Here is a 23,363-nt window from a genome sequence, read left to right as displayed (position 1 = left end):
TTCCATGGAAACCATTTCAACCGCAAAGAGCTTTGGTGGAACGCAGGGCGTTTATCGCCACAAGAGCGCGACAAACCAGTGCGACATGACCTTTGCCGTTTTTTTGCCGCCGCAGGCCAAGGATGGACCGGTGCCTGTGCTATGGTATCTGTCGGGCCTCACCTGCACGCATCAGAACGTGATGGACAAGGGTGAATATCGGCAAATGGCCGCAGAATTGGGAATTGCCGTCATTTGCCCTGATACGAGCCCGCGCGGAGACGACATTCCCGATGAACCGGACAACTGGCAATTCGGCAAGGGAGCCGGGTTCTACGTCGATGCGACGCGGGAGCCTTTTGCCAAAAACTATCAGATGTACAGCTACATCACGCAAGAACTGACCGATCTGGTGGGGCGCGAATTTCCACTCGACATGGCGCGGCAGGCGATCACCGGTCATTCCATGGGCGGCCATGGCGCGCTGACCATCGCACTTAAAAACCCGGACCGCTTCAAGTCGGCCTCGGCCTTCGCGCCCATCGTTCAGCCTTCGACGGCGGGCTGGTCCAGACCGGCGCTGGAAAAATATCTGGGCTCCGAAGAGCGGGCCTGGCGTAGCTATGATGCCACGCTGCTTATCGAGGATGGTTACCGCTTCCCGGAATTTCTGGTCGACCAGGGTACAGCCGACGGCTTTCTCGATGAAGGCTTGCGTCCATGGCTTCTGGAAGAAGCCTGCAGGAAAGCCGACATTCCCCTCACGCTCAACATGCGTGAAGGCTATGACCATTCCTATTTCTTCATCTCCACCTTCATGGGCGATCACCTGCGCTGGCACGGGGAGCGTCTGAAGCGCTGATCAGCGTTTCAAAACCTTCATCGGCAGGCCGCCTTGCGGCTGGGTGGTGAGCTTTTGCACCGGCCAAGGCCTTGTCGTTTCGAGCACGTCGAAACGACGGCCGTCGAGCAGGACGGCAAGTGCTATCACCGCCTCCTGCAAGGCAAAGCTCGCGCCGATGCAGACGCGCGGACCCGCCCCGAACGGCAGATATTGAAAGCGGTCTAGCCTCTCGCGGTTTTCGGGCCAGAAGCGTTCCGGCATGAAGGCATCCGGCTGATCCCAATAGAGCCTGTGGCGGTGAATGACCCATGGCATGACCAGCACGGTTGCGCCCTTCGGGATTTTCAGATCGTCATATGTATCGTCGGTCGCGGCTTCGCGATTGATCGAGGGAGCGGGCGGATAAAGCCGCATCGCCTCCTCGAAGGCCGCGCGCGTGAAAGGCAGAGACGTCAGCCAGTCCTGCGGCGGCAGATCACGCCCGCCCCGTGCAAAAAAGCCGTCGATTTCCGTCTCGATGCGCTCGCGCTCGCGGGGCGCCTTGGCGAGCAGATAGAGCGTCCACCCCAGTGCGCGGGCGGTGGTCTCATGGCCAGCGCCAATGAAGGTGATGATGTTGTCCTCGATCTCGGAGCGGCTCAAGCCATCTGGTCCTTCGGCGCGCAAAAGCAGGGTAAGAAAGTCGCTCGGCACGTCCTCGCCCCTGTCCATGCGGGCTTTGCGTAGCGCGATGGTGTTTGAAACCAGCTCGCGGAAAAAGCCCAGCGATTGCTGTCCGCGCAGGCGCGTGAAGCGCGGCAGCCAGTCGGGCAGCCCCAGAAGATCGAACGGATCAACCCGGCCCATGGTTTCGAACAGCCTGTCGATCTGATGGGCGAAATCATTGGGATCGCCCGCGATCTCGCCCGAAAACAGGGTTTCGGCGAGAATGTCGTAGGTCAGGAGCGTCATGTCATGGGCGACATCGGTAATCGTGCCGGGCGTCTTGTATCGCTCGGCGAACCGAAGCGACCGGTCACGCATGGTCTCGGCAAAACCGCCGATATGGCGCGGCGTGAAAACGGGAGCCATGGCCTTTCGCGACCGCTTCCACACCTGCCCCTCGGCTGTCAGCAGACCGTCGCGCAGCAGCGGACGCAGCACGCGCTGGCGGATGGCGGACATGGGATAATTGGCGGCATTGTCGACCAGCACATGACGGATCAGCCCCGGATCGTTGGCAATGATGGTCTTCATGCCGAACCAGCTGACGGAAATCCAGCGCTCGTTATAGGAAGGCTCGCCCCAAAGCTCGAGCGGGTTCTTGTAGACGACCCGCATCATCTCGAAACGCCCCACGGGCTTTTCCCGCGGACGCGGTGCAGGCGGCACGAACGGTCCCGATCGGTCGCTCACATTCGCAATTTCCATCAAGCGTTCCTTTCGTCATGGAGCGCGTTTCGATCTGACGGGATCAGATCGCCGCTCCAGCTTCACTTTAGGCACAATCCGGTCGGATCATGCTTTAAACAGGTCGAGAACGCCCCCGTCAGACCAGATATAAGCGTCAATTGTGGCGGTTCCAGAAGCCGGACGGCAGCCGGATCGCCCTCATATGGACAGACTGCCGGAATCCCCGGCAAATTTACCGCCAGAATTTGGAAAAATGGCCGTTAGCACCTATATTAAAGCCATGTTTGTCGCGTGATTCGACATATCTTTGAAGCTGCATTCGCAGCGCGTTTTTCGAAAGATTTTCATGAGCGAGATGCCCGAGATGAATTCCGAAGCCCCCGCCGAATATGGCGCGGATTCCATTCGTGTTCTGAAAGGTCTGGATGCCGTTCGCAAGCGCCCCGGCATGTATATCGGCGACACGGATGACGGCTCCGGCCTGCATCATATGGTCTACGAGGTCGTGGACAATGCGATCGACGAAGCGCTGGCAGGACATGCCACGCTTGTGACCGTCACTCTCAACCCGGACGGGTCCTGCACCGTGACCGACAATGGCCGCGGCATCCCCACCGATATCCATAAGGAAGAAGGCGTTTCGGCAGCCGAGGTCATCATGACCCAGCTTCACGCCGGCGGCAAGTTCGACCAGAATTCCTACAAGGTTTCCGGTGGTCTGCACGGCGTCGGCGTGTCTGTGGTGAACGCGCTGTCGATCTGGCTGAAACTGAAGATCCGTCGCGCTGGCAAGATCCATGAGATGAGTTTTACGCATGGCGTTGCCGATGCACCGCTTGTCGTGACGGGTGATGCGGGCGGTGAAACCGGCACGGAAGTCAGCTTCCTGCCTTCGCCGGAAACCTTCTCGATGGTCGAATTCGATTTCGATACGCTGGAGCGTCGCCTGCGCGAACTCGCCTTCCTCAATTCCGGCGTGCGCATCAAGCTTGCCGACCGCCGCCACGCCGATCTGGTGGAACACGAACTGCACTATGACGGCGGGCTTGTCGAATTCGTGAAATATATCGACCAGAGCAAGAAGCCGCTTCTGGAAGAGCCGATCTATATCCGCAGCGAAAAAGACGGCATGACGGTCGAAGTCGCCATGTGGTGGAACGATTCCTACCATGAGAAGGTGCTGTGCTTCACCAACAACATTCCGCAGCGCGATGGCGGCACGCATCTGGCCGGTTTCCGCGGTGCGCTGACCCGTCAGGTGACCGGCTATGCCGATGCTTCGGGCATGACCAAGAAGGAAAAGGTCACGCTTACCGGTGACGACTGCCGCGAAGGCCTGACCGCCGTTCTTTCGGTCAAGGTTCCCGATCCGAAATTCTCGTCGCAGACCAAGGACAAGCTGGTTTCCTCGGAAGTTCGCCCCGTCGTGGAAAGCCTCGTCAACGAAGCGCTTTCGACATGGCTAGAAGAACATCCGGCAGGCGGCAAGGCCGTGGTCGAGAAGGTCATCCAGGCAGCCGCTGCCCGTGAAGCCGCCCGCAAGGCCCGCGACATCACCCGCAAGAGCAATCTCAGCGTGACATCGCTTCCGGGCAAGCTTGCCGACTGTCAGGAACGCGATCCGGCCAAGTCCGAAATCTTCATTGTCGAGGGTGACTCGGCAGGCGGTTCCGCCAAGAGCGGCCGTTCGCGCCAGAACCAGGCCATCCTGCCGCTGCGCGGCAAGATTCTCAACGTGGAACGCGTTCGCTTCGACCGCATGATCTCGTCCGATCAGGTTGGCACGCTGATTACCGCGCTTGGCACCTCGATCGGCAAGGATGAAACGCACGGCTTCAACCCGGACAAGCTGCGCTATCACAAGATCATCATCATGACCGATGCTGACGTCGACGGCGCGCATATCCGCACATTGCTGTTGACCTTCTTCTTCCGCCAGATGCCGGAACTGATCGAGCGCGGCCATATCTATATCGCGCAGCCACCGCTCTATAAGGTGTCGCGCGGCAAGTCCTCGCAATACATCAAGAACGAAGCGGCCTTCGAAGATTTCCTCATCGAGACAGGACTTGAAGAAGCCACGCTGGAAATGGCAAGCGGCGAAGTTCGCGCCGGGCCGGACCTGCGTTCGGTGGTGGAAGATGCACGCACCATGCGTCAGCTTCTGGGCGGCCTTCACACGCGCTATGACCGCCGTGTCGTGGAACAGGCGGCCATTGCCGGGCTGCTCAATCCGGATGCCTCGAAAGACAATGCAACCGCGCAAGCTTCCGCCGATATTGTTGCAAAGCGTCTCGACATGATCTCGGAAGAAACCGAGCGTGGCTGGACGGCCCATGTGACGGAAGATGGTGGTTACCGCTTCGAGCGCATGGTGCGCGGCGTGAAGGACATTGCCGTTCTCGACATGGCGCTGCTCGGTTCTGCCGATGCCCGCCAGATCGACCGTGTGGCTGCACGCCTTTCGGAAGTCTTTGCCGAACCGCCGGTGCTGCGCCGCAAGGACAAGGTGGAAACGCTTTCCGGTCCGATGGCTCTGCTCGATGCGATCTTCGCGACCGGCCGCAAGGGCCTGACCTTGCAGCGCTACAAAGGCCTGGGCGAAATGAACGCCGAACAGCTTTGGGAAACCACGCTTGACCCGAATGTGCGTTCGCTGCTGCAGGTCAAGGTGACGGATGCGACCGACGCGGATTCCTTGTTCTCGCGCCTGATGGGCGACGAAGTGGAGCCGCGCCGCGAGTTCATCCAGGAAAACGCGTTGAGCGTCGCCAATCTGGACGTTTGATAAAGAAAGCCCCGGAAATCCGGGGCTTTTCTCATTTCAGACTTTTATTCGCCGCGGCGCTTCTTGCTGTAACCGCCGCCTTCGGGCTTTTTACCGCCCTTTTTGAAGCCGTCTTTCTTGAAGTCGTCTCCACGGGAGAAATCGCGCGGCTTGTCCCACTTGTCGCCCTTCGAGCGGTCGCCTTTGTAGCCGTCGCTCTTGTAGCCGTCGCGGAAGCCGCCTTCCTTGAACTTCTCGCCGCGCGGCTTGAAACCGCCCTTGCCTTCGCGCGGGGCAGCGTCGCCGCCTGCACCTGCAACAGCGGTGCGGATCACGAGACCCTTTTCGCCAGTGCCGCGTTCTTCGACCGAACGGCGGAACTCGTCAGCCTTGGAGGCTGTGATTTCGAAGCGGGTTTCATTGTCGAAAATCTTGATCGATCCGACATCGCGCTTGGAAACATCGCCCGCCTTGCAGATCAGCGGCAGCAGCCATTTCGGATCGGCGCGATGCTTGCGACCTGCGGAAACCGAGAACCACACGCCGTCAAACTGAGCATTGCGGTCGAAACGTTCGCCCGGTTCGCCACGATCACGACGCTCGAAGCGGTCGCCACGGTCAGAACGCTCACCTTTTTCAAAACGATCCCGGGGCTTCTTGCCGCCAACCGGATGCACCGGCGCGTCGGAAACTTCTTCGGCTGCGGGGTAGGAAGCCACTTCGCGGTTGAGGAAGGCACTCGCAATCTGTTCGGGCGTATAACGCTCGGTCAGCGCCTTCAGGAGATCCTGATATTCTTCTTCGACCGGCTGGTTGAAGACTTCGGCATTCAGGATGCGCTCATTGGTCTTGCCCTGAACCGCAGCAATGCTTGGCGCGGGGACCGTCTGCGCATCGAGCTTTGCCATGTGCAGAAGGCGCTCGGCCGTGCGGCGGCGCGAGAACGGCACAACCAGCACGCAGGTGCCCTTGCGACCGGCGCGGCCGGTGCGGCCCGAACGGTGGAGCATCGTTTCAGGATTGTTCGGCAGATCGGCGTGGATGACGAGGTCGAGATTGGGCAGATCGATACCGCGCGCGGCAACGTCGGTTGCAACGCAGACGCGGGCGCGGCCATCGCGCATGGCCTGAAGCGCATTGTTGCGTTCTGCCTGGCTCAATTCGCCCGACAGTGCCACCACCGCAAAGCCACGATTGGAAAGCCGGCTTGCCATGTGCTTCACCGCTTCGCGGGTCGAGCAGAAAATGATCGAGTTCTGGCTGTCGTAATAGAGCAGCGTGTTGATGATCGCGTGATCGCGCTCATGCGGCGGCACCGGCATGGCGACATAGTCGATGTCGGCGTGCTGGCTGGTTTCGCTCTGGACCGTGAGACGAAGCGCGTCGTTCTGGAAGCGCTTGGCAAGCTGGGCAATCGGCTTCGGCACGGTTGCCGAGAACATCAGCGTGCGGCGATCTTCCGGCGCTTCGCCGAGGATGAATTCGAGGTCCTCGCGAAAGCCCATGTCGAGCATTTCGTCGGCTTCATCGAGAACAACCGCGCGCAGTTCCGACATATCGAGGGCATCGCGGGTAATATGGTCGCGCAGGCGTCCCGGCGTGCCGACGACGATATGGGCGCCACGTTCAAGCGCACGGCGTTCGGTGCGGATATCCATGCCGCCGACGCAGGATGCGATGCGCGCGCCGGTATCGGCATAGAGCCATTCCAGCTCACGGCGAACCTGAAGCGCCAGTTCGCGCGTCGGCGCGATGATCATGGCAAGCGGCGCACCGGCATCGCCGAAACGCAGTTCGTCTTCGAGGATGGTATTGGCCATTGCAAGGCCGAATGCGACCGTCTTGCCCGATCCGGTCTGTGCGGAAACGAGAAGATCGGCATCGAGCGTTTCGGATGCCAGAACGGCATTTTGAACGGCGGTGAGCGTATTATAACCGCGAGCGGCTAATGCTCCGGACAGAGCCGGAGCGATGGTTTCGGGCAAAGACATGAACCACTTTCACGAAAAAAGCTTCTCAAGCCGTATACCCATTGGTCGCGAACCACATGTCCACGACTCCCCTGACGACCACCGAAGCAACAGAATTAATGCTTCCCTATAGGGTTGGGCCGCTCAGGTCAACCGGCCAAACCTCAATGCGCCTCATCCCAGTTATGCGCTGCACGCGCATCGACATGCAGCGGCACTGCAAGCGAGACGGCAGGCATGGCCGCATTTTCCATGACATGACGAACCACGGAAACGGTCTTTTCGACTTCATTTTCCGGAACTTCGAAGATCAGTTCGTCATGCACCTGCAAAAGCATGCGGGCAGCAAGCTTTTCCTTCGCCAAGGCATCTTCCATGCGGATCATGGCACGGCGAATGATGTCGGCCGCAGAACCCTGGATCGGCGCATTGATGGCGGCGCGCTCGTTGAAGGCGCGTATCTGCGGATTCGAGGCCCTGATATCCGGGTAGTGCGCACGGCGGCCGAAAATGGTTTCGACATAGCCATGCTCGCGCGCAAAGGCCTTGGTTGCTTCCATGTAATCCTTGATGCCGGGGAAGCGCTCGAAATAGGTGCGGATATATTGTCCGGCTTCTTCGCGCGGGATCGACAACTGGTTCGCCAGACCGAAGGCTGAAATGCCGTAGATGATGCCGAAATTGATCGCCTTGGCGCGGCGGCGCACTTCCGAAGGCATACCCTCGACCGGCACGCCGAACATCTCGGATGCGGTCATGGCGTGAATGTCGATGCCGTCTGCAAAGGCCTGCTTCAGTTGCGCGATATCTGCGACATGCGCCAGCACACGCAGCTCGATCTGGCTGTAGTCTGCAGAGATCAGCTTGTTGCCGGGTTCGGCGATGAAGGCCGTCCTGATCTTGCGGCCCTCTGCGGTGCGCACCGGAATATTCTGCAGGTTGGGATCGGATGACGACAGGCGACCGGTCGAGGTGGACGCCATCGCATAACATGTATGAACGCGTCTGGTTGCAGGGTTTATGAACCCCGGCAACGCATCGGTATAGGTGGATTTGAGCTTGGTGAGCTGTCGCCAGTCCACGATCTTGCGGGGCAGCGGGTGACCCTCGGCGGCAAGGTCTTCCAGCACCTGCGCGGAGGTGGACCATTGGCCGGTCTTGGTCTTGGATGCGCCGGGCAGGCCCATCTTGCCGAAGAGAATGTCACCAAGCTGCTTGGGCGAACCGATGGTAAACCTCTCGCCTGCCAGTTCGTAGATCTCGTCTTCATAGGCCGCAGCAGCCTGCGCCAGATCGCCGGAAAGACGCGAAAGCACCTGACGGTCGACGGCGATGCCGCGCTCTTCCATGCGCGCCAGCACATCGACCAGCGGACGCTCGAGACGTTCATAAACCGACATCAGCCCTTCTGCGGCGAGGCGCGGTTTCAACACCTGCCAGAGGCGCAGTGTGACATCGGCATCTTCCGCCGCATAGGCCGTCGCCCGGTCGATATCGACCATATCGAACGTGACCGAACTCTTGCCGCTGCCTGCCACGTCCTTGTAGGCAATCGGCGTATGACCGAGCCAGCGTTCGGACAGCGGGTCCATGCCGTGGCTGCCGGTGCCTGCATCCAGCACGTAGGAAATCAGCATCGTATCGTCGAACGACACGGTGTTGATCCCATAGCGCCGCATGATCAGCCAGTCATATTTCATGTTCTGCGCGATCTTGAGGACCGAGGCGTCCTCAAGCACCGCCTTCAAGGCGGCCAGCGCCTCGCCCAGCGGAATCTGTCCCTCCACCATGCCGCCGCCCAGCAGATCGCCCGCACCGGATTTGTGCTGAAGCGGAATGTAAGCGGCTCTGCCCGGCGCAAGCGCCAGCGAAAAGCCGACGAGTTCCGCCTGCATCGGATCAACGGAAGTGGTTTCCGTGTCGAAAGCCAGGAGGCCGGTTTCCACTGCTTCGGCGAGCCACAGCTTCAATGTCGCGATATCGCGAATACAGGTATAGGCGCTGGTATCGACCTTTTGCGCACGCGCCGCTTCCGCGCGTTTGTCGGCAAGCGCTGTCGGTGTGTAGCCGGCTTCTGTCGTGGAAACGGACACCGTCGCCGTCACGGCCACGACCGTCACTTCGCCATCCGCCTTTGGCGGGATATCCATGTCCGGCCCGTGAAGGTCGGCAGTGGACGCATCGGCGCCCCAGCCGGTCTCCACATGGCTCGGCTCCACCGAGGAAGCATCCGTATCGGTCGCCTCGGCAACACGGCGCGTAAGCGAGGTGAATTCCATGGCCTTGAGGAAACCGATCAGTTTCGGCCCGTTCTGCGGCTCCAGCACAAGCCCGTCCAGATCGACATCCAGCGGCACGTCGTTCTTGAGCGTCACCAGTTCGCGCGCAATCTTGGTCTGGTCGGCAAAGGCCAGAATATTCTCGCGGCGCTTGTTCTGCTTGATTTCCGAGGCGCGGGCCAGAAGCGTGTCGAGATCGCCGAATTCCTCCAGCAACTGCGCCGCGGTCTTTGGGCCGATGCCGGGAATGCCCGGCACATTGTCGGTGCTGTCGCCGGTCAGCGATTGCAGGTCGATCATCTTTTCCGGCGGAACGCCCCATTTCTCGATCACTTCCGGGATCGAAATCTGCTTGTCCTTCATGCTGTCATACATCGACACGCTTGGCGTCACGAGCTGCATGAGGTCCTTGTCGGACGAGACGATGGTGACATCGCCGCCCGCTTCCGCCGCAATGCGGGCGTAGGTCGCGATCAGGTCGTCGGCCTCGAAACCCTCCTTCTCGATGCAGGGCAGGTTGAAGGCGCGCGTCGCCTGACGGATGAGACCGAACTGCGGGATCAGGTCTTCCGGCGGCGCGGTACGGTTGGCCTTGTAATCGGGATAAAGCTCGTTGCGGAAGGTCTTCGACGAATAGTCGAAGATAACCGCGAAATGGGTCGGCACCACGCCCACATCCGTGTTGCGCGCATCCTTCAGGAGCTTCCACAACATGTTGCAGAAGCCCGAGACGGCGCCAACCGGCAGACCGTCCGTCTTGCGGGTCAGCGGTGGCAGGGCATGATAGGCGCGGAAAATGTAACCCGAGCCGTCAACGAGAAAGAGATGATCGCCTTTTTTCATACGGTAGAATTAGAGGAAAGCGGCGCCAAAGGAAACCGCTCCCTTGTCAGGAGAAACAACCGTCCACGTGAAAGAAACCGATCACGTCGCGATAACGGGTTTGTTACAGATTTGTAATCTTCCACGCCCTTGAATAGCCACAGTTGAAAGGCCAAATTCAGGTCATCGACAGTTCGTCGGTCGCCGGTTTTCTGACCCGTCCCCCGTTGGATGCCGGATGTTAGCGGCAGCCTCATTTCCCCTCTCCGGGCTGCCGCTTTGAGTGTAGTGATATGGCCGTTACGGTAACCCCCTCACCGTAACGGCCAATTCATTTTTCGGAGAACGGCTTTCCTTCAAATTGGGTTTCTTCTTGACGACGCTGGTTGTAGTGTGCCGCCAGTTTACGTTACGACTCGTCAGGAAATCTTCATGTCCCAGCAATCGTCTGCGCCATCGCTCGACAAAGTCCTCGCCCATCTCGACAACAATCTCGACAAGAGCCTCGATCGCTTGTTCGATCTCCTGCGGATCAAGTCGATTTCCACCGATCCGGCCTACAAGGCCGATTGCCGCAAGGCCGCCGAATGGCTGGTCGAGGATTTGAAGACGATCGGCTTCGATGCGAGCGTGCGCGATACGCCCGGCCATCCGATGGTGGTTGCCCATCAAGAAGGCGCGACACCCGATGCCCCGCATGTGCTGTTCTACGGCCATTATGACGTGCAGCCGGTCGACCCGCTCAATCTTTGGGAAAACGACCCGTTCGAGCCTGCGATCAAGGATGTGGGAAACGGCCGCAAGATACTGACCGGGCGCGGCACATCCGACGACAAGGGCCAGCTCATGACCTTTGTGGAAGCCTGCCGGGCCTATAAGGCAGTGAATGGCAATCTGCCGGTCAAGGTAACGCTGCTGTTTGAAGGCGAGGAAGAATCCGGTTCGCCCTCGCTCAAGCCTTTCCTCGACGCCAACAAGCAGGAACTGAAAGCCGATGTGGCGCTTGTCTGCGACACGGCCATGTGGGATGCGGAAACGCCTGCGATCAGCGTTGGCCTGCGTGGCCTCGTGGGCGAAGAAATCGTCATCAAGGCAGCAGACCGCGATCTGCATTCCGGCTTCTTCGGCGGAGCTGCGGCAAACCCGATCCATATCCTGACCAGGATTCTGGCTGACCTGCACGACGAAACCGGGCGCGTGACGGTGCCTGACTTCTACGAGGGCGTGGAAGAAACCCCGACGCAGATCCTGAAGTCGTGGGAAAGCCTCGGCCGCACGGCGGAAAATTTCCTCGGTCCGATTGGACTTTCCATCCCGTCCGGTGAGAAAGGCCGCAGCGTGCTGGAACTGACATGGGCGCGCCCAACGGCGGAAGTCAACGGCATTACCGGCGGCTATACCGGAGAAGGCTTCAAGACAGTCATCGCCGCACAGGCTTCCGCCAAGGTTTCGTTCCGCCTCGTCCACAGCCAGGACCCGGTCAAGATTCGCGAATCCTTCCGCACCTTCGTCAAGGAACGCGTGCCCGCCGACTGCTCGGTGGAGTTCCATCCGCATGGCGGCTCGCCAGCCATCCAGCTGCCCTATGATTCACCGCTCGTTTCCAAGGCTAAGGACGCGCTTTCCGACGAATGGCCGAAGCCAGCCGTGCTGATCGCCATGGGCGGCTCGATCCCGATTGTCGGCGATTTCGACAAGTTCCTCGGCATGGAGTCGCTGCTGGTCGGCTTCGGTCTCGAAGATGACCGCATCCATTCGCCCAACGAAAAATACGAGCTGAACTCCTTCCATAAGGGACAGCGCTCATGGGCGCGTATCATGGCGGCTATCGCCGCCAAGTAGGGCACGCATCATGGCGGCTATCGCCGCCAAATAAGGACAGTTAAATGACAATCCGTTTTCATAAGAACGATTTGCCGAACCTCCATCATTATCAGGTCGATGCGGTCGCCATCGATACCGAAACGCTGGGCCTGAATCCGCATCGCGACCGGCTTTGCGTGGTACAGATTTCGCCCGGCGACGGTACGGCGGATGTGATCCAGATCGAAGCAGGACAAAAGAAAGCGCCAAATCTGGTCAAGCTTCTGAAAGATCGCTCGATCACCAAGATCTTTCATTTCGGTCGCTTCGATCTGGCCGTGCTGGCGCACACATTCGGCACCATGCCGCAGCCCGTGTTCTGCACAAAGATCGCATCGAAGCTGACCCGTACCTATACGGACCGTCACGGCCTGAAGGAGCTTTGCAACGAGCTTCTCGACGTTTCGATTTCCAAGCAGCAGCAATCGTCGGACTGGGCGGCGGAGACACTGTCGGCGGCGCAGCTCGAATATGCGGCTTCTGACGTGCTTTACCTGCATCGCCTGAAAGCCGTGCTTGAGCAGCGGCTTGAACGCGACGGCCGTGCCAAGCAGGCCGAAGCCTGCTTCAAGTTCCTGCCGACACGCTCGGAACTCGATCTCATGGGCTGGCCGGAAGACGATATTTTCGCGCATAGCTGAGGCTTGCGTGAAAAGCTCTCCAACCATCAAACGGCGGCGGCAGCCGCCGTTTTCTTTTGCGGAACCTCATCGATATAGGCCCAGGCCGGACGGCGGAACAGAAACCGACCGTAGCCGCTCCACTGGATAAGGCCATAAAGAATGACCGGACCGACGACGCCGCTTGCCGTGGTCAGAAGCGAGACGGTGCCGATATCGCCGACGCCGAGTTTCAGCAGCACCGTGCGGGCAATGGCCATCGGCAGGAAGAAAGCGAGATAGACGACGATCGAATGCGCGCCGAGCCAGCTCAGGCCCCGATGCAGCCAGCTGCCAGCTGGCAGAAGGCTCAGGAGCGAGGAGATGGAGATGATCGCCAGCGCCCCCACCAGACCCAGCAGGAGTGAGACGACCGGCAGATCGCTGACCGCGCCGCGTCCGTCCAGAAGATCACCTGCCGGCGATATCAGCGCGGCGAGACTTTCCGGCACCGGCATGAAGACGAGCATATATTCGACGAGCCCCCAGACGAGCAGTCCGGCAATGCCGATGAGCGGTCGCTGGCGCAGCCAGTCTGCAACCCGGAAGATGGCGGGAGCAAAGGCGTAGCCCGCATAGAAATAGACGAACCGCGAGCAGAATTCGTCCACCATGACCCAGCCCGTATGGATCGGCAGGATTTCCAGCAGTGCCAGCACCGTAAAGGTCACCCCCACCGGAACGCGCTTCAAAGCCCTTGTCGCAATGAAGAAAACGGGCAGGATATAGATGAACCAGAGCGTGCCGAACGGCTCGATGAAAGCCATCAGATAGGCATTCACCACGCCCGAAATTCCGGCTTCGCTGGCGATGCCGGGTGCCTTGAATGCGAACTGGATCGTCAGCCAAAGAATGTAGAAATAGAGGAAGTGCACCACCTTGCGGTCGAGATAGCGCCGCCAGGGCCGGTCGATGACGAGACCGAGGAACAGGCCTGAAATCATGAAGAAATCTGGCATGCGGAAGGGCTTGGCGAAGGCCACCACATAGTGCATCCAGCCTTGCGCGCCGGCAGCCTTCTCCACGCCGAGCGTCGAATGCATCATGACCACGAAGATGATGCAGATGCCCTTTGCAATATCGACCCAGTCGACCCGCTCCCTTACGCCCGTCGTGCCATGCATTTCCATGTTCCCCGCAAGTTTTCCTGCCCTCTATAACCTGAATGGCGGCATAATCACATCCCGAAGAACTTGCGCCTGCCTGCGCCATATTGCGCCTGTCTCCGGTCGAGACTCATCACAAGCGGATCACGGGAACGTGTACTGCGGGGGCGACATTCCCCTTGCTGTGTCCCGTTTGCTACAGACTTTTGACAGCAATCGCTTATATTGGGGATAAATATTGGTTCTGAGACTTTCCTTCAGGAGGTTTATCATGAAGCTCAAGGCCCTTCTTCTTGCATCGACTGTCGCCCTTGTGGCCGCTACGGGCGCAAAGGCTGCCGACGCCGTCATCGAACAGGAACCAGCTCCTGTTGTAGTCGCTCCGTCCTTCACCTGGACCGGCGCCTATATTGGTGGCCAGATCGGCTACGGCTGGGGCAAGTCGAACTTCGACGGCGATGTGTTCAGCTATGGCAATGTCAAGCCGGATGGTTTCCTCGGCGGCGTTTATGCCGGTTATAACTTCGACCTCGGCAACAACGTCGTTCTCGGTATCGACGGTGACGTGACCTATAACGACGTCTCCAAGGATATCGACGTATTCGCCGGCGGCGTCCCAGTTGGCGATTTCGAAACCAAGCTTCGCTGGTCCGGCGCCGTTCGCGCTCGCGTCGGCTATGCGGTTGACCGTTTCATGCCTTACCTTGCTGGCGGTGTGGCCTTCGGCAACATCAAGAACAGCGGCAGCATCGACAATATCGGCAGCTTCTCCGAAAGCAAGACGCTCACCGGCTGGACCGCAGGTGCCGGCGTGGATTACGCCGCGACTGACAACCTGATCGTTCGCCTTGAATATCGCTACACCGACTACGGCGACAAGGACATCGACTTCGGTGGCCTGAACATCAATCAGGACTTCAAGACCAACGAAGTTCGCCTCGGCGTCGCATACAAGTTCTAAGCTCCAGGCAGCTTGTGATTGTGAAGGGCCCCACTCCGGTGGGGCCTTTTTTTGTGCATTGAAGATTTACGTCCCTTTAAACTGCCGCATTTACCCTGCACCGCATTAGGCCCTATTTGCTTTTGCGGCGCAAAACCCCGTAAAGCACGCAGACATTGTTCAAAATGACCGGTCCGCATGACGGCATGGACCGGCAATCGGGTGGGCGGCTCCAGACTGACATGGCATCGCGTGACGACAAAAACCGGCGCATCGAACCTTCCTTCGGTGGCGAAGAGAAAAAAGACGATGAGGTTTTTCGCGTCGACGAGGAGGACCGCATGGCTCGCTCGCAGCAGCGCCGACGCAGGCAATCGGATAGACCGGAACCGCGCGCGTCGCGCCGCGGCAAGAAGAAGCCGCGCGGCTTCTTCGGCTTTGTGCGCCGCTCGATCTACTGGTGCCTGGTGCTGGGTCTGTGGGGCGGCATCGCCTTTGCGGGCATGCTGGTCTATTTCGCGGCCAAGATGCCACCGACGACCGACTGGGCCATTCCCGACCGTCCGCCCAATGTGCGCATTGTCGACGTCAACGGCAACCTGATCGCCAATCGCGGCACGACCGGCGGCGAGGCGGTCAGCCTGCAGGAGATGTCTCCTTTCATCCCGAAGGCGGTCATCGCCATCGAGGACCGCCGCTTCTATTCGCATTTCGGCATCGACCCCATCGGCCTTGCCCGCGCGGTTGTAACCAATGTCGTTTCTGGTCGCGCCGTTCAGGGCGGCTCGACGCTCACGCAGCAGCTTGCCAAGAACCTGTTTCTCTCGCCCGACCGCACGCTGGAACGCAAGGTACAGGAAGTCATGCTCGCCCTGTGGCTCGAGCACAAATACACCAAGGACCAGATTCTGGAGATGTATCTGAACCGGGTTTATCTCGGTTCTGGCGCGTTCGGCGTCGATGCAGCCTCGCGGCGTTATTTCAACAAGTCCGCCAAGGAGGTGAACCTTATGGAAGCGGCGACCTTGGCCGGTCTCCTGAAGGCTCCGTCGCGCCTGTCACCGGCCCGCGATCCGGAAGCCGCCGCCGCGCGCGCCAAGCTGGTGCTGGGCGCGATGCGTGAAGAAGGCATGATCGACGACAGCCAGATGGCCATCGCCGAAAGCGAACCGCCGACACGGGCGCCTTCCTACTGGCAAGGTTCGGAAAACTATGTCGCCGACAAGGTGGTGGCCGCGCTGCCCGAACTGATCGGTGAGGCGAAGGACGACATTACCGTTCAGACCACGATCGATCTCAACCTGCAACGCGCGGGCGAAGACGCTATCAAGGACCAGATTTCCCAGAACGGCAAAAAGATGAATGCGAGCCAGGGCGCGCTGGTTTCCATCGACAGCACCGGCGCGGTTCGCGCCATGGTCGGCGGGGTCGATTATGCCACCAGCCAGTTCGACCGTGTGACGGATGCCCGCCGCCAGCCCGCCTCCTCCTTCAAGCCCTTCGTCTATCTGACGGCGCTTGAACAGGGCCGCACACCGGACTCCGTGCGCAACGACGCACCGGTCCGCATCGGTAAATGGACCCCCAGCAACGACAACGGCAAATATATGGGGCAGGTGACGCTGGCCACAGCACTTTCCCACTCGCTGAACTCCGTCGCCGCACAGCTCGTCATGGAAGTCGGCCCGCAGACCGTGATCGACACGGCGCACAGGCTGGGTGTTCAATCGAAACTCGAGGCCAATGCCTCGCTGGCGCTTGGCACATCGGAAGTGACATTGCTGGAACTGACCGATGCCTATGTGCCATTTGCCAATGGCGGCTATCGCGCGCCGGTCTATTTCATAACCAAAGTGACCGATTCCGAGGACAAGGTTCTCTACCAGAAGGAAGATGGCGTCGGACCGCGCGTCATCGACGAGCGCAATGTCGGCATGATGAACGCGATGCTGCGGCGCACCGTCGAAGACGGGACGGCAAAGCGCGCCGCCTTCGGCTGGCCCGCCGCAGGCAAGACCGGCACCAGCCAGAATTTCCGCGATGCATGGTTCGTCGGCTATACCGCCAACCTCACGACCGGCGTATGGTTCGGCAATGACGATGGCAAGGGCATGAAGCGTGTGTTCGGAGCGACCTTGCCGGTCGCGGCCTGGAAAAGCTTCATGAAGGAAGCGCACAAGGGCGTGCCGATCGCCGAGCTTCCCGGCCATTACGACATCCAGAACATCGTCCCCGGCGGCAGCGACGGCATCGACCCGAATGCGCCCTACGACCCGGGCATGATGCCGCAGGATCCCTATGGCGGCCAGCCGATGGCGGGTAATGGCGATGACGGCTATTGGCCGCCTGCGCCGGATTCCACGATGCGCGGCACCGTCCAGCAGCCCGGTGCCGTGGCCTACCCGGCCAATGCCAACGACGATTTCCGTCCGTTGCCCCCCGGCGATATCGGCGGCGGACAACCGCAACAATCGGGAAAATCCACGACACTGCTCGATATCATAATGGGGAACTCGCAATAGACCTTAGCAACAAAAGTCATTTTAGAAGGAAGGCAGAGAATGAATAGTTCATCGAAACCGGTCTGCCGGATCGTCCGTCCCGGAAACACTTATTCCGGGAAACAGGGCCTTGATTATTTTGAAGGAATTGCAGCCGAAACTGTCGGTTCGGAAGGCATTTGCATGCATCTTCTGACCATCCCGCCGGGTGCCCGCGCCAAGGCCCATCTTCATGCTTCCCACGAGACGGCGATCTATGCGCTTTCCGGCGAAACACATTGCTGGTTCGGCGAAAAGCTTGAGGAGCATGTCATCGTTCGCGAAGGGGAGATGTTCTACATTCCGGCAGGCGTCCCGCATCTTCCCGCCAATCTCAGCGACAAGCCCGCGACAGCCATAATAGCGCGAACCGATCCAAACGAGCAGGAAAGCGTCGTCCTGTTGCCGGAGCTGGAGCAATACGTTCCGCGCTGAGCAAGCCATGAGCGCCGGTTCCCGATGAATTTCTCTCATCGGGAACTGGTGAACCGCGCAGTAGCTCTCACTTTTCAGAATGTGCTCCGATTCCCCTCGAAATCTTGAGCGGCTTGGTCTATTCAAGATCGGAGAGCGAGGTTTCCATGTCCCCAGTCACCAAAACAGACGTTGCCGGTTCCGATACTTCCAAGGCAGATGCCGAACGCAAGACGCTGGTCCTGACCGGCGCCAGCCGTGGTATCGGCCACGCGACAGTGAAGCGCTTTTCGCGCGCCGGATGGCGCGTCATCACCTGCTCGCGACAGGATTTTTCCGACAATTGCCCGTGGCCGGCTGGCCCGGAAGATCACATCAAGGTGGACCTCGCCGATCAGGAGGATGTCGGCAAGGCAATTGCCGAAATCCGGCGCCGTCTCGAAGCCGATGGCAGCAAGCTTCATGCACTGGTCAACAATGCCGGCATTTCGCCCAAGGCGGAAGGCGGACGCCGCATGAATTCCATCGAAACGCCGATGGCAGTCTGGCGCGACGTGTTTCAGGTGAACTTCATGGCCCCGATCATGCTGGCACGCGGCCTGTTCAAGGAACTGGAAGCGGCGCAAGGCTCGGTCGTCAATGTGACCTCGATAGCTGGCAGCCGCGTACACCCCTTCGCTGGCACAGCCTATGCGACATCCAAGGCCGCACTCGCCGCGCTTACCCGCGAGATGGCATCCGATTTCGGCCCCTATGGCATTCGCGTCAATGCCATCGCGCCGGGCGAGATCGATACGGCGATCCTTTCGCCGGGAACCGACAAGCTGGTGGAACAGCTTCCCATGCGCCGCCTCGGCAAGACATCGGAAGTGGCGGAAACCATATACTTCCTTTGCTCCGAAGCCTCATCCTATGTGACCGGCTCGGAAATCCATATCAATGGCGGCCAGCACGTCTGACACCATGCAAGGCGCGGAGATTGAAATTCTCCGCGCTTTTTGTTTATCTCCATTCAATCGATTTAGAACCAGAGAAACGACCGATGATCCTTTGCTGCGGTGAATCCCTGATCGACATGCTGCCCCGTGAAACCGCAGCGGGCGAGACCGCGTTTCAGCCCTTTGCAGGCGGTTCGGTTTTCAATACGGCCATCGCGCTTGGGCGTCTCGACGTTCCGACCGGATTTTTCTCCGGCATCTCGTCGGATTTTTTCGGCGAGATACTGCGCGACACGCTGGCGCGGTCCAATGTTGATTATTCCTTCGCCGCCATCTCGGATCGTCCGACGACGCTGGCTTTCGTGCGCCTGGTGGATGGGCAGGCCCGCTACGCCTTCTACGACGAGAACACGGCGGGCCGCATGCTGGCCGAGAGCGACATGCCCTATGTCGACGACGCCGTCGACGCCATGCTGTTCGGCTGCATCAGCCTGTTTTCCGAGCCGTGCGGCAGTGTCTATGAGGCGCTGATGACGCGCGAGGCGCCTAAGCGGGTCATGTTCCTCGATCCGAATATCCGCACCAGCTTCATCACTGACCGCGAAAGGCATCTGGCCCGCATGAGGCGCATGATCGCGCTTGCCGATATCGTCAAGCTTTCCGACGAAGACCTCGACTGGTTCGGCGAAAAGGGCAGCCACGATGAAATCGCCGCCGAATGGCTGAAGCTTGGGCCTAAACTGGTGGTCATCACCAAGGGTGCGCATGGGGCCGATGCCTATACGGCGCGGGCAACCGTGCGCGTGCCCGGCGTGAAAGTGGACGTGGTCGACACGGTTGGCGCAGGCGATACGGTCAATGCGGGCATTCTCGCCAGCCTTCACAATCAGGGCCTACTCGACAAGGATGCGCTCGAGGACCTTACCGAAGACCAGATTCATTCCGTCGTCGCGCTAGGGGTGCGGGCTGCTGCCGTAACCGTCGCCCGCGCAGGGGCAAACCCGCCATGGGCGCATGAGATGAAGGATTGACGCACGGCAAAGCCGTGACATGATGCCCGCAGGAGCATTGCCAGTTCGCCATTACCAGTAAGGGCATTTCCAGCAAAAGTGCGAAGCGGTTTTGCGCGGACAATGCGCAAAGGAAAGCTGACGCATCATGAGCATCGAATTTCTGCTGACATCCTTCATCATAGTTGCCTCGCCGGGCACCGGCGTGCTGGTAACGCTTGCGGCAGGCCTGTCCCGTGGCGCACGCGCATCGGTCATTGCCGCGCTCGGCTGCACGCTTGGCATCGTGCCGCACATGCTGGCTGCCGTGACCGGGCTTGCTGCCCTGCTCCATGCCAGCGCACTGGCTTTCGAGCTGATGAAATATGCGGGCGTCGCCTATCTGCTCTATATGGCCTGGATGACGCTCAAGGAGCACGGCACGTTGAAAATCGAGACCGATGACGCGCCGCGTTCAGACCGGGAAGTCATCCGGTCTGCGATCCTCGTCAACCTTCTCAACCCCAAACTGTCGATATTCTTCTTTGCCTTCCTGCCGCAATTCGTGAATACGCAGCAGGGCGCAACGGTGGCGCGCATGGTGGAACTGTCGCTCGTCTTCATGGCCATGACATTCGTGGTGTTTGCGATCTACGGCGTCTTTGCCGCTGCCGTCCGTAACCAGATCATCTCACGCCCCGCCGTGCTTGCATGGATGCGCCGCAGCTTTGCAGCCGCCTTCATCGCGCTCGGGGCCAAACTCGCACTGACCGAACGATAGACCATGGCCCAGAACATTTATGACCGCGACGATTTCTTCACAGCCTACAGCCAGTTGCCGCGCTCGGTACACGGGCTGGACGGCGCACCGGAATGGCCCTTTGTACGTTCCCTTCTGCCCGACCTGACAGGCCGCGATGTCGCCGATCTCGGTTGCGGTTTCGGCTGGTTCGCCCGCTTCGCCCGCAAACAGGGCGCGGCCTCTGTCATCGGTTACGACCTTTCGGAAAACATGCTCGAACGCGCGCGCCGCGATACGCCGGATGACGCTGTCCGCTATGTTCAGGCGGACATGGAAGAGCTGGAACTTCCCGAAGCGAGCTTCGATCTCGTCTATAGTTCGCTGGCGTTTCATTATATTCGCGATTTCCCGCGCCTTTTGAAAACGATCCGTGCGGCTTTGCGGCCGGAAGGCCGTTTCGTATTCACGATCGAGCATCCGATTTTCATGGCACCGCTGGCGCCGGGCTGGATCGAAGACCAGAATGGCGGGAAGCACTGGCCTGTCGATCATTATGCCGTGGAGGGCGAGCGGCGGACCGACTGGCTGGCCGAAGGCGTCATCAAATATCACCGTCGTCTCAGCACCACGGTCAACGCCCTGATCGATACAGGATTTGCCATCAATCGCCTGGAGGAATGGCGCCCCTCCGCGGAGCAGATCGAAGCATGGCCGGGGCTGTCGGAGGAAATGGAGCGGCCCATGCTGTTGATAGTTTCCGCTAGCCGACAGACAGCTTGACCAGCCACATTTCACGCTCTTTATAGGGAGGGGCGGGACACGAATCAGACTGGCGAGGAGAAACCATGGACGTGTTGCGCATTGCAGCCTTTTCGCAAGGCAATCAGGGCGGCAATCCCGCTGGAGTGCTGATTGCCGATCACCTGCCCTCCCCGCAAGACATGCAGAAGATCGCCAAGGATGTCGGCTTTTCCGAAACCGCCTTTGCCGCGCCGGAAGGCGACAGCTGGCGCGTTCGTTATTTTGCGCCGGAAATGGAAGTTCCGTTCTGCGGCCATGCCACCATTGCGCTCGGCGCGGCGCTGGCCATGCGCGAGGGCGACGGGCGTTTCGCGCTCAAGCTCAACAATGGCGATATCAGCGTCGATGGCCGCAAGGAAGGCGAGTTGTTCGCCGCCAGCCTGCAATCGCCGCCAACCCGCCAGCGCGCTGCCAACGATGCGGAAGTGGAGCAAGCGCTGGCGCTGTTCAGCTTTGAAAAGGACGATCTGGCGCCCGGTCTTGCTCCCGCGCTGATCCACGCCGGTGCGGACCATATCGTGCTGCCGCTTCGTTCCCGCGAGAGGCTCGCCTCGATGCATTACGACATGGCGCGCGGGCGCACCCTGATGAACCGGCAGGGCTGGACGACGATCCTGCTCATCTATTCCGAGACGCCGAGACGCTTCCACAGCCGCAATCCGTTTGCATCGGGCGGCGTTTATGAAGACCCGGCCACCGGTGCCGCGACCGCTGCCTTTGCCGCTTATCTGCGCGACAGCGGCTGGCCGCATGGCGGTGAGATCGAAGTCTTTCAGGGCGAGGATATGGGCAGCCCGTCGCACCTGCGCGCCCAGATCGGCAATGAGCGCGGCGGTTCCATCCGCGTTTCCGGCACCGCACGGCTGATGGAATAGCAGCGCATCCCGAAAAGGGTGAAACGGTTTTCGGGATGCGCGTCAAAACAAAGGATTAAAGCGCGTTGCAGCTCGTCACACGCGGACGAGCTGCTCCACCCGTTCCTCATTTCCGAAGAACTTGAGATAGCGCGCCACTTCCTTGGGGTGGCCGGTCGCCTTTTGCGGATTATCGGAAAGCTTGACCGCTGGATGGCCGTTGGCATCCGTCACCTTGCAGACGAGGGAGATGGCGTTCAGCCCTTCGATTTCCTTCGGGGCGCAGCCCGCGAAATCATTGGTGAGGTTGGTGCCCCAGCCGAAGCTCATGCGCACGCGCCCCTCGAAGTGACGATAGGTTTCCTCGATCGTATCCACATCAAGCGCGTCGGAAAAGATCAGCAGCTTTTCGCGCGGATCCTTGCCGCGTGACTTCCACCATTCGATGATGCGCTCGCCGCCTTCGATGGGCGGGGCGCTGTCGGGGCGGAAGCCGGTCCAGTCGGCAACCCAGTCCGGCGCATTGCGCAGGAAGGCCGCCGTGCCAAAAGCATCGGGCAGCACGATCAGGAGATTACCGCCATAATAGCGGTTCCAGTCCTGCAGGACGCGATAGGGCGCGGAACGCAGTTCATCGTCATTCCTTGCAAGGGCCGCCAGCACCATCGGCAATTCATGCGCATTGGTGCCCAGTGCTTCGAGGTCCGTATCCATGGCCAGAAGCACATTGCTGGTGCCGGTAAAGGCATCGCCGATGCCTTCCTTCAGCGCCTCGACGCACCAGCGCTGCCACAGGAAGGAATGGCGGCGGCGCGTGCCGAAGTCGGAAATCTTCAGGCCCGGAAGCTGGCGCAGGCGTTCGACCTTGCTCCACATCTTCGCCTTGGCGCGCGCATAAAGCACATCGAGCGAGAAGGGACCGAGGTTTTTCATCGCCGCGCGCGAGCGCAACTCGTTGATGATGGCAAGTGCGGGAATTTCCCACATGGTCGTGTGCGACCAGGCGCCATGGAAATGCAGCTCGTACTGCCCATCCTTGCGGCGCAGCTCATATTCCGGCAACTGGAAATCATGAAGCCAGTTCAGGAATTCGGGCTGGAAAATCTGCTTGCGGCCATAGAAGCTGTTACCCGCCAGCCAGATCATTTCCTTCTTGGAGAAACGCAGTGTGCGGGCATGGTCGAGCTGTGCGCGCAATTCGCCCTCATCGATCTCATCGGCAAGGCGCACGGAAGTGGTGCGGTTGATGAGCGAGAAGGTTGCATCCACCTTGGGGTAGAGGCCCCAGATCATCTGCAGCATCAAAAGCTTGTAGAAGTCCGTGTCCAGAAGGCTGCGGACGATGGGATCGAGCTTCCATGCGTGATTGTAGACGCGGCGCGCAATATCAGTCTTGGCCATGACGGCCTCCATTGCATGAACTTGTACTGCAACCGCCCCAGAGGAATTGCAGCAAAAAGAAAG

The 23,363-nt window shown here is 59.9% G+C and carries 17 protein-coding genes; 12 read left to right on the top strand and 5 right to left on the bottom strand.

Going from position 1 to position 23,363, the window contains the following annotated elements:
• Positions 1-4 precede the first annotated feature (4 nt).
• Positions 5-841, top strand: coding sequence for an S-formylglutathione hydrolase (fghA, locus tag JNC63_RS06635; protein WP_063619950.1), 837 nt, complete (start codon positions 5-7; stop codon positions 839-841).
• On the opposite strand, the gene JNC63_RS06630 is transcribed toward fghA, so the two are convergent.
• A complete protein-coding gene (locus JNC63_RS06630) occupies positions 842-2,233 on the bottom strand; it encodes a cytochrome P450 (protein WP_006470919.1) in 1,392 nt (463 codons plus the stop codon).
• A 328-nt stretch (positions 2,234-2,561) separates the two neighbouring features.
• Here JNC63_RS06630 and gyrB point away from each other — a divergent pair, with 328 nt between their 5' ends.
• Positions 2,562-5,003: a DNA topoisomerase (ATP-hydrolyzing) subunit B gene (gene gyrB, locus JNC63_RS06625; protein ID WP_063620071.1), complete on the top strand. Its 2,442-nt coding sequence runs from the start codon at positions 2,562-2,564 to the stop codon at positions 5,001-5,003.
• A 44-nt stretch (positions 5,004-5,047) separates the two neighbouring features.
• On the opposite strand, the gene JNC63_RS06620 is transcribed toward gyrB, so the two are convergent.
• Together JNC63_RS06620 and polA are read right to left on the bottom strand one after the other, a co-directional pair.
• Positions 5,048-6,973 carry a DEAD/DEAH box helicase gene (locus JNC63_RS06620; protein ID WP_063619949.1) on the bottom strand — a complete coding sequence of 642 codons (1,926 nt, stop codon included), beginning with the start codon at positions 6,971-6,973 and terminating at the stop codon, positions 5,048-5,050.
• Between the two features lie 143 nt (positions 6,974-7,116).
• Positions 7,117-10,074: a DNA polymerase I gene (gene polA / locus JNC63_RS06615; protein WP_063619948.1), complete on the bottom strand. Its 2,958-nt coding sequence runs from the start codon at positions 10,072-10,074 to the stop codon at positions 7,117-7,119.
• Positions 10,075-10,485: 411 nt separating this feature from the next.
• On the opposite strand from polA, the gene JNC63_RS06610 reads away from it, so the two are divergent.
• The gene (locus JNC63_RS06610) at positions 10,486-11,895 is read left to right on the top strand and encodes a dipeptidase (protein WP_063619947.1); all 1,410 of its coding nucleotides are present in this window, start codon (positions 10,486-10,488) and stop codon (positions 11,893-11,895) included.
• Positions 11,896-11,939: 44 nt separating this feature from the next.
• Entirely contained in the window at positions 11,940-12,557 is a 618-nt protein-coding gene (locus JNC63_RS06605; RefSeq protein WP_063619946.1) for a ribonuclease D, read from the top strand.
• Between the two features lie 26 nt (positions 12,558-12,583).
• On the opposite strand, the gene JNC63_RS06600 is transcribed toward JNC63_RS06605, so the two are convergent.
• Complete coding sequence (locus JNC63_RS06600; RefSeq protein ID WP_063619945.1) at positions 12,584-13,705, bottom strand: acyltransferase family protein; 1,122 nt, start codon at positions 13,703-13,705, stop codon at positions 12,584-12,586.
• Positions 13,706-13,952: 247 nt separating this feature from the next.
• Between JNC63_RS06600 and JNC63_RS06595 the strand changes: the two genes are divergently transcribed.
• From JNC63_RS06595 to JNC63_RS06560, 8 genes are all read left to right on the top strand, one after another.
• Positions 13,953-14,642 (top strand): outer membrane protein, encoded by a 690-nt coding sequence (locus JNC63_RS06595; RefSeq protein ID WP_063619944.1) that lies wholly within the window; start codon positions 13,953-13,955, stop codon positions 14,640-14,642.
• Between the two features lie 221 nt (positions 14,643-14,863).
• The gene (locus JNC63_RS06590; RefSeq protein WP_063620070.1) at positions 14,864-17,143 is read left to right on the top strand and encodes a transglycosylase domain-containing protein; all 2,280 of its coding nucleotides are present in this window, start codon (positions 14,864-14,866) and stop codon (positions 17,141-17,143) included.
• A 39-nt stretch (positions 17,144-17,182) separates the two neighbouring features.
• Complete coding sequence (locus JNC63_RS06585) at positions 17,183-17,596, top strand: cupin domain-containing protein (RefSeq protein ID WP_021586407.1); 414 nt, start codon at positions 17,183-17,185, stop codon at positions 17,594-17,596.
• Between the two features lie 146 nt (positions 17,597-17,742).
• Entirely contained in the window at positions 17,743-18,534 is a 792-nt protein-coding gene (locus JNC63_RS06580) for an SDR family NAD(P)-dependent oxidoreductase (protein ID WP_006470925.1), read from the top strand.
• Between the two features lie 83 nt (positions 18,535-18,617).
• Complete coding sequence (locus tag JNC63_RS06575; RefSeq protein ID WP_063619943.1) at positions 18,618-19,544, top strand: carbohydrate kinase family protein; 927 nt, start codon at positions 18,618-18,620, stop codon at positions 19,542-19,544.
• Positions 19,545-19,671: 127 nt separating this feature from the next.
• Positions 19,672-20,283, top strand: coding sequence for a LysE family translocator (locus tag JNC63_RS06570; protein WP_063619942.1), 612 nt, complete (start codon positions 19,672-19,674; stop codon positions 20,281-20,283).
• Positions 20,284-20,286: 3 nt separating this feature from the next.
• Positions 20,287-21,024: a class I SAM-dependent methyltransferase gene (locus tag JNC63_RS06565; RefSeq protein WP_063619941.1), complete on the top strand. Its 738-nt coding sequence runs from the start codon at positions 20,287-20,289 to the stop codon at positions 21,022-21,024.
• A gap of 65 nt (positions 21,025-21,089) precedes the next feature.
• The gene (locus JNC63_RS06560) at positions 21,090-21,920 is read left to right on the top strand and encodes a PhzF family protein (RefSeq protein ID WP_021586411.1); all 831 of its coding nucleotides are present in this window, start codon (positions 21,090-21,092) and stop codon (positions 21,918-21,920) included.
• A gap of 75 nt (positions 21,921-21,995) precedes the next feature.
• Here the strand turns inward: JNC63_RS06560 and pncB are convergent, their stop codons facing one another.
• Positions 21,996-23,300, bottom strand: a complete 1,305-nt coding sequence (gene pncB / locus JNC63_RS06555; RefSeq protein ID WP_063619940.1) for a nicotinate phosphoribosyltransferase — start codon at positions 23,298-23,300, stop codon at positions 21,996-21,998.
• Positions 23,301-23,363: the final 63 nt, after the last annotated feature.

Origin of the sequence: Brucella ciceri, from assembly GCF_041930145.1 — a bacterium.
In the GTDB taxonomy this organism is placed as follows: Bacteria; Pseudomonadota; Alphaproteobacteria; order Rhizobiales; family Rhizobiaceae; genus Brucella; species Brucella intermedia.
This window is presented reverse-complemented; position numbering and strand designations above follow the sequence as displayed.

Bases quoted from the DNA above. Each gene is read 5' to 3' on its own strand.
- fghA (WP_063619950.1), top strand. From the start codon at position 5: ATGGAAACCATTTCAACCGCAAAGAGCTTTGGTGGAACGCAGGGCGTT.
- JNC63_RS06630 (WP_006470919.1), bottom strand. From the start codon at position 2,233: ATGGAAATTGCGAATGTGAGCGACCGATCGGGACCGTTCGTGCCGCCT.
- gyrB (WP_063620071.1), top strand. From the start codon at position 2,562: ATGAGCGAGATGCCCGAGATGAATTCCGAAGCCCCCGCCGAATATGGC.
- JNC63_RS06620 (WP_063619949.1), bottom strand. From the start codon at position 6,973: ATGTCTTTGCCCGAAACCATCGCTCCGGCTCTGTCCGGAGCATTAGCC.
- polA (WP_063619948.1), bottom strand. From the start codon at position 10,074: ATGAAAAAAGGCGATCATCTCTTTCTCGTTGACGGCTCGGGTTACATT.
- JNC63_RS06610 (WP_063619947.1), top strand. From the start codon at position 10,486: ATGTCCCAGCAATCGTCTGCGCCATCGCTCGACAAAGTCCTCGCCCAT.
- JNC63_RS06605 (WP_063619946.1), top strand. From the start codon at position 11,940: ATGACAATCCGTTTTCATAAGAACGATTTGCCGAACCTCCATCATTAT.
- JNC63_RS06600 (WP_063619945.1), bottom strand. From the start codon at position 13,705: ATGGAAATGCATGGCACGACGGGCGTAAGGGAGCGGGTCGACTGGGTC.
- JNC63_RS06595 (WP_063619944.1), top strand. From the start codon at position 13,953: ATGAAGCTCAAGGCCCTTCTTCTTGCATCGACTGTCGCCCTTGTGGCC.
- JNC63_RS06590 (WP_063620070.1), top strand. From the start codon at position 14,864: ATGGCATCGCGTGACGACAAAAACCGGCGCATCGAACCTTCCTTCGGT.
- JNC63_RS06585 (WP_021586407.1), top strand. From the start codon at position 17,183: ATGAATAGTTCATCGAAACCGGTCTGCCGGATCGTCCGTCCCGGAAAC.
- JNC63_RS06580 (WP_006470925.1), top strand. From the start codon at position 17,743: ATGTCCCCAGTCACCAAAACAGACGTTGCCGGTTCCGATACTTCCAAG.
- JNC63_RS06575 (WP_063619943.1), top strand. From the start codon at position 18,618: ATGATCCTTTGCTGCGGTGAATCCCTGATCGACATGCTGCCCCGTGAA.
- JNC63_RS06570 (WP_063619942.1), top strand. From the start codon at position 19,672: ATGAGCATCGAATTTCTGCTGACATCCTTCATCATAGTTGCCTCGCCG.
- JNC63_RS06565 (WP_063619941.1), top strand. From the start codon at position 20,287: ATGGCCCAGAACATTTATGACCGCGACGATTTCTTCACAGCCTACAGC.
- JNC63_RS06560 (WP_021586411.1), top strand. From the start codon at position 21,090: ATGGACGTGTTGCGCATTGCAGCCTTTTCGCAAGGCAATCAGGGCGGC.
- pncB (WP_063619940.1), bottom strand. From the start codon at position 23,300: ATGGCCAAGACTGATATTGCGCGCCGCGTCTACAATCACGCATGGAAG.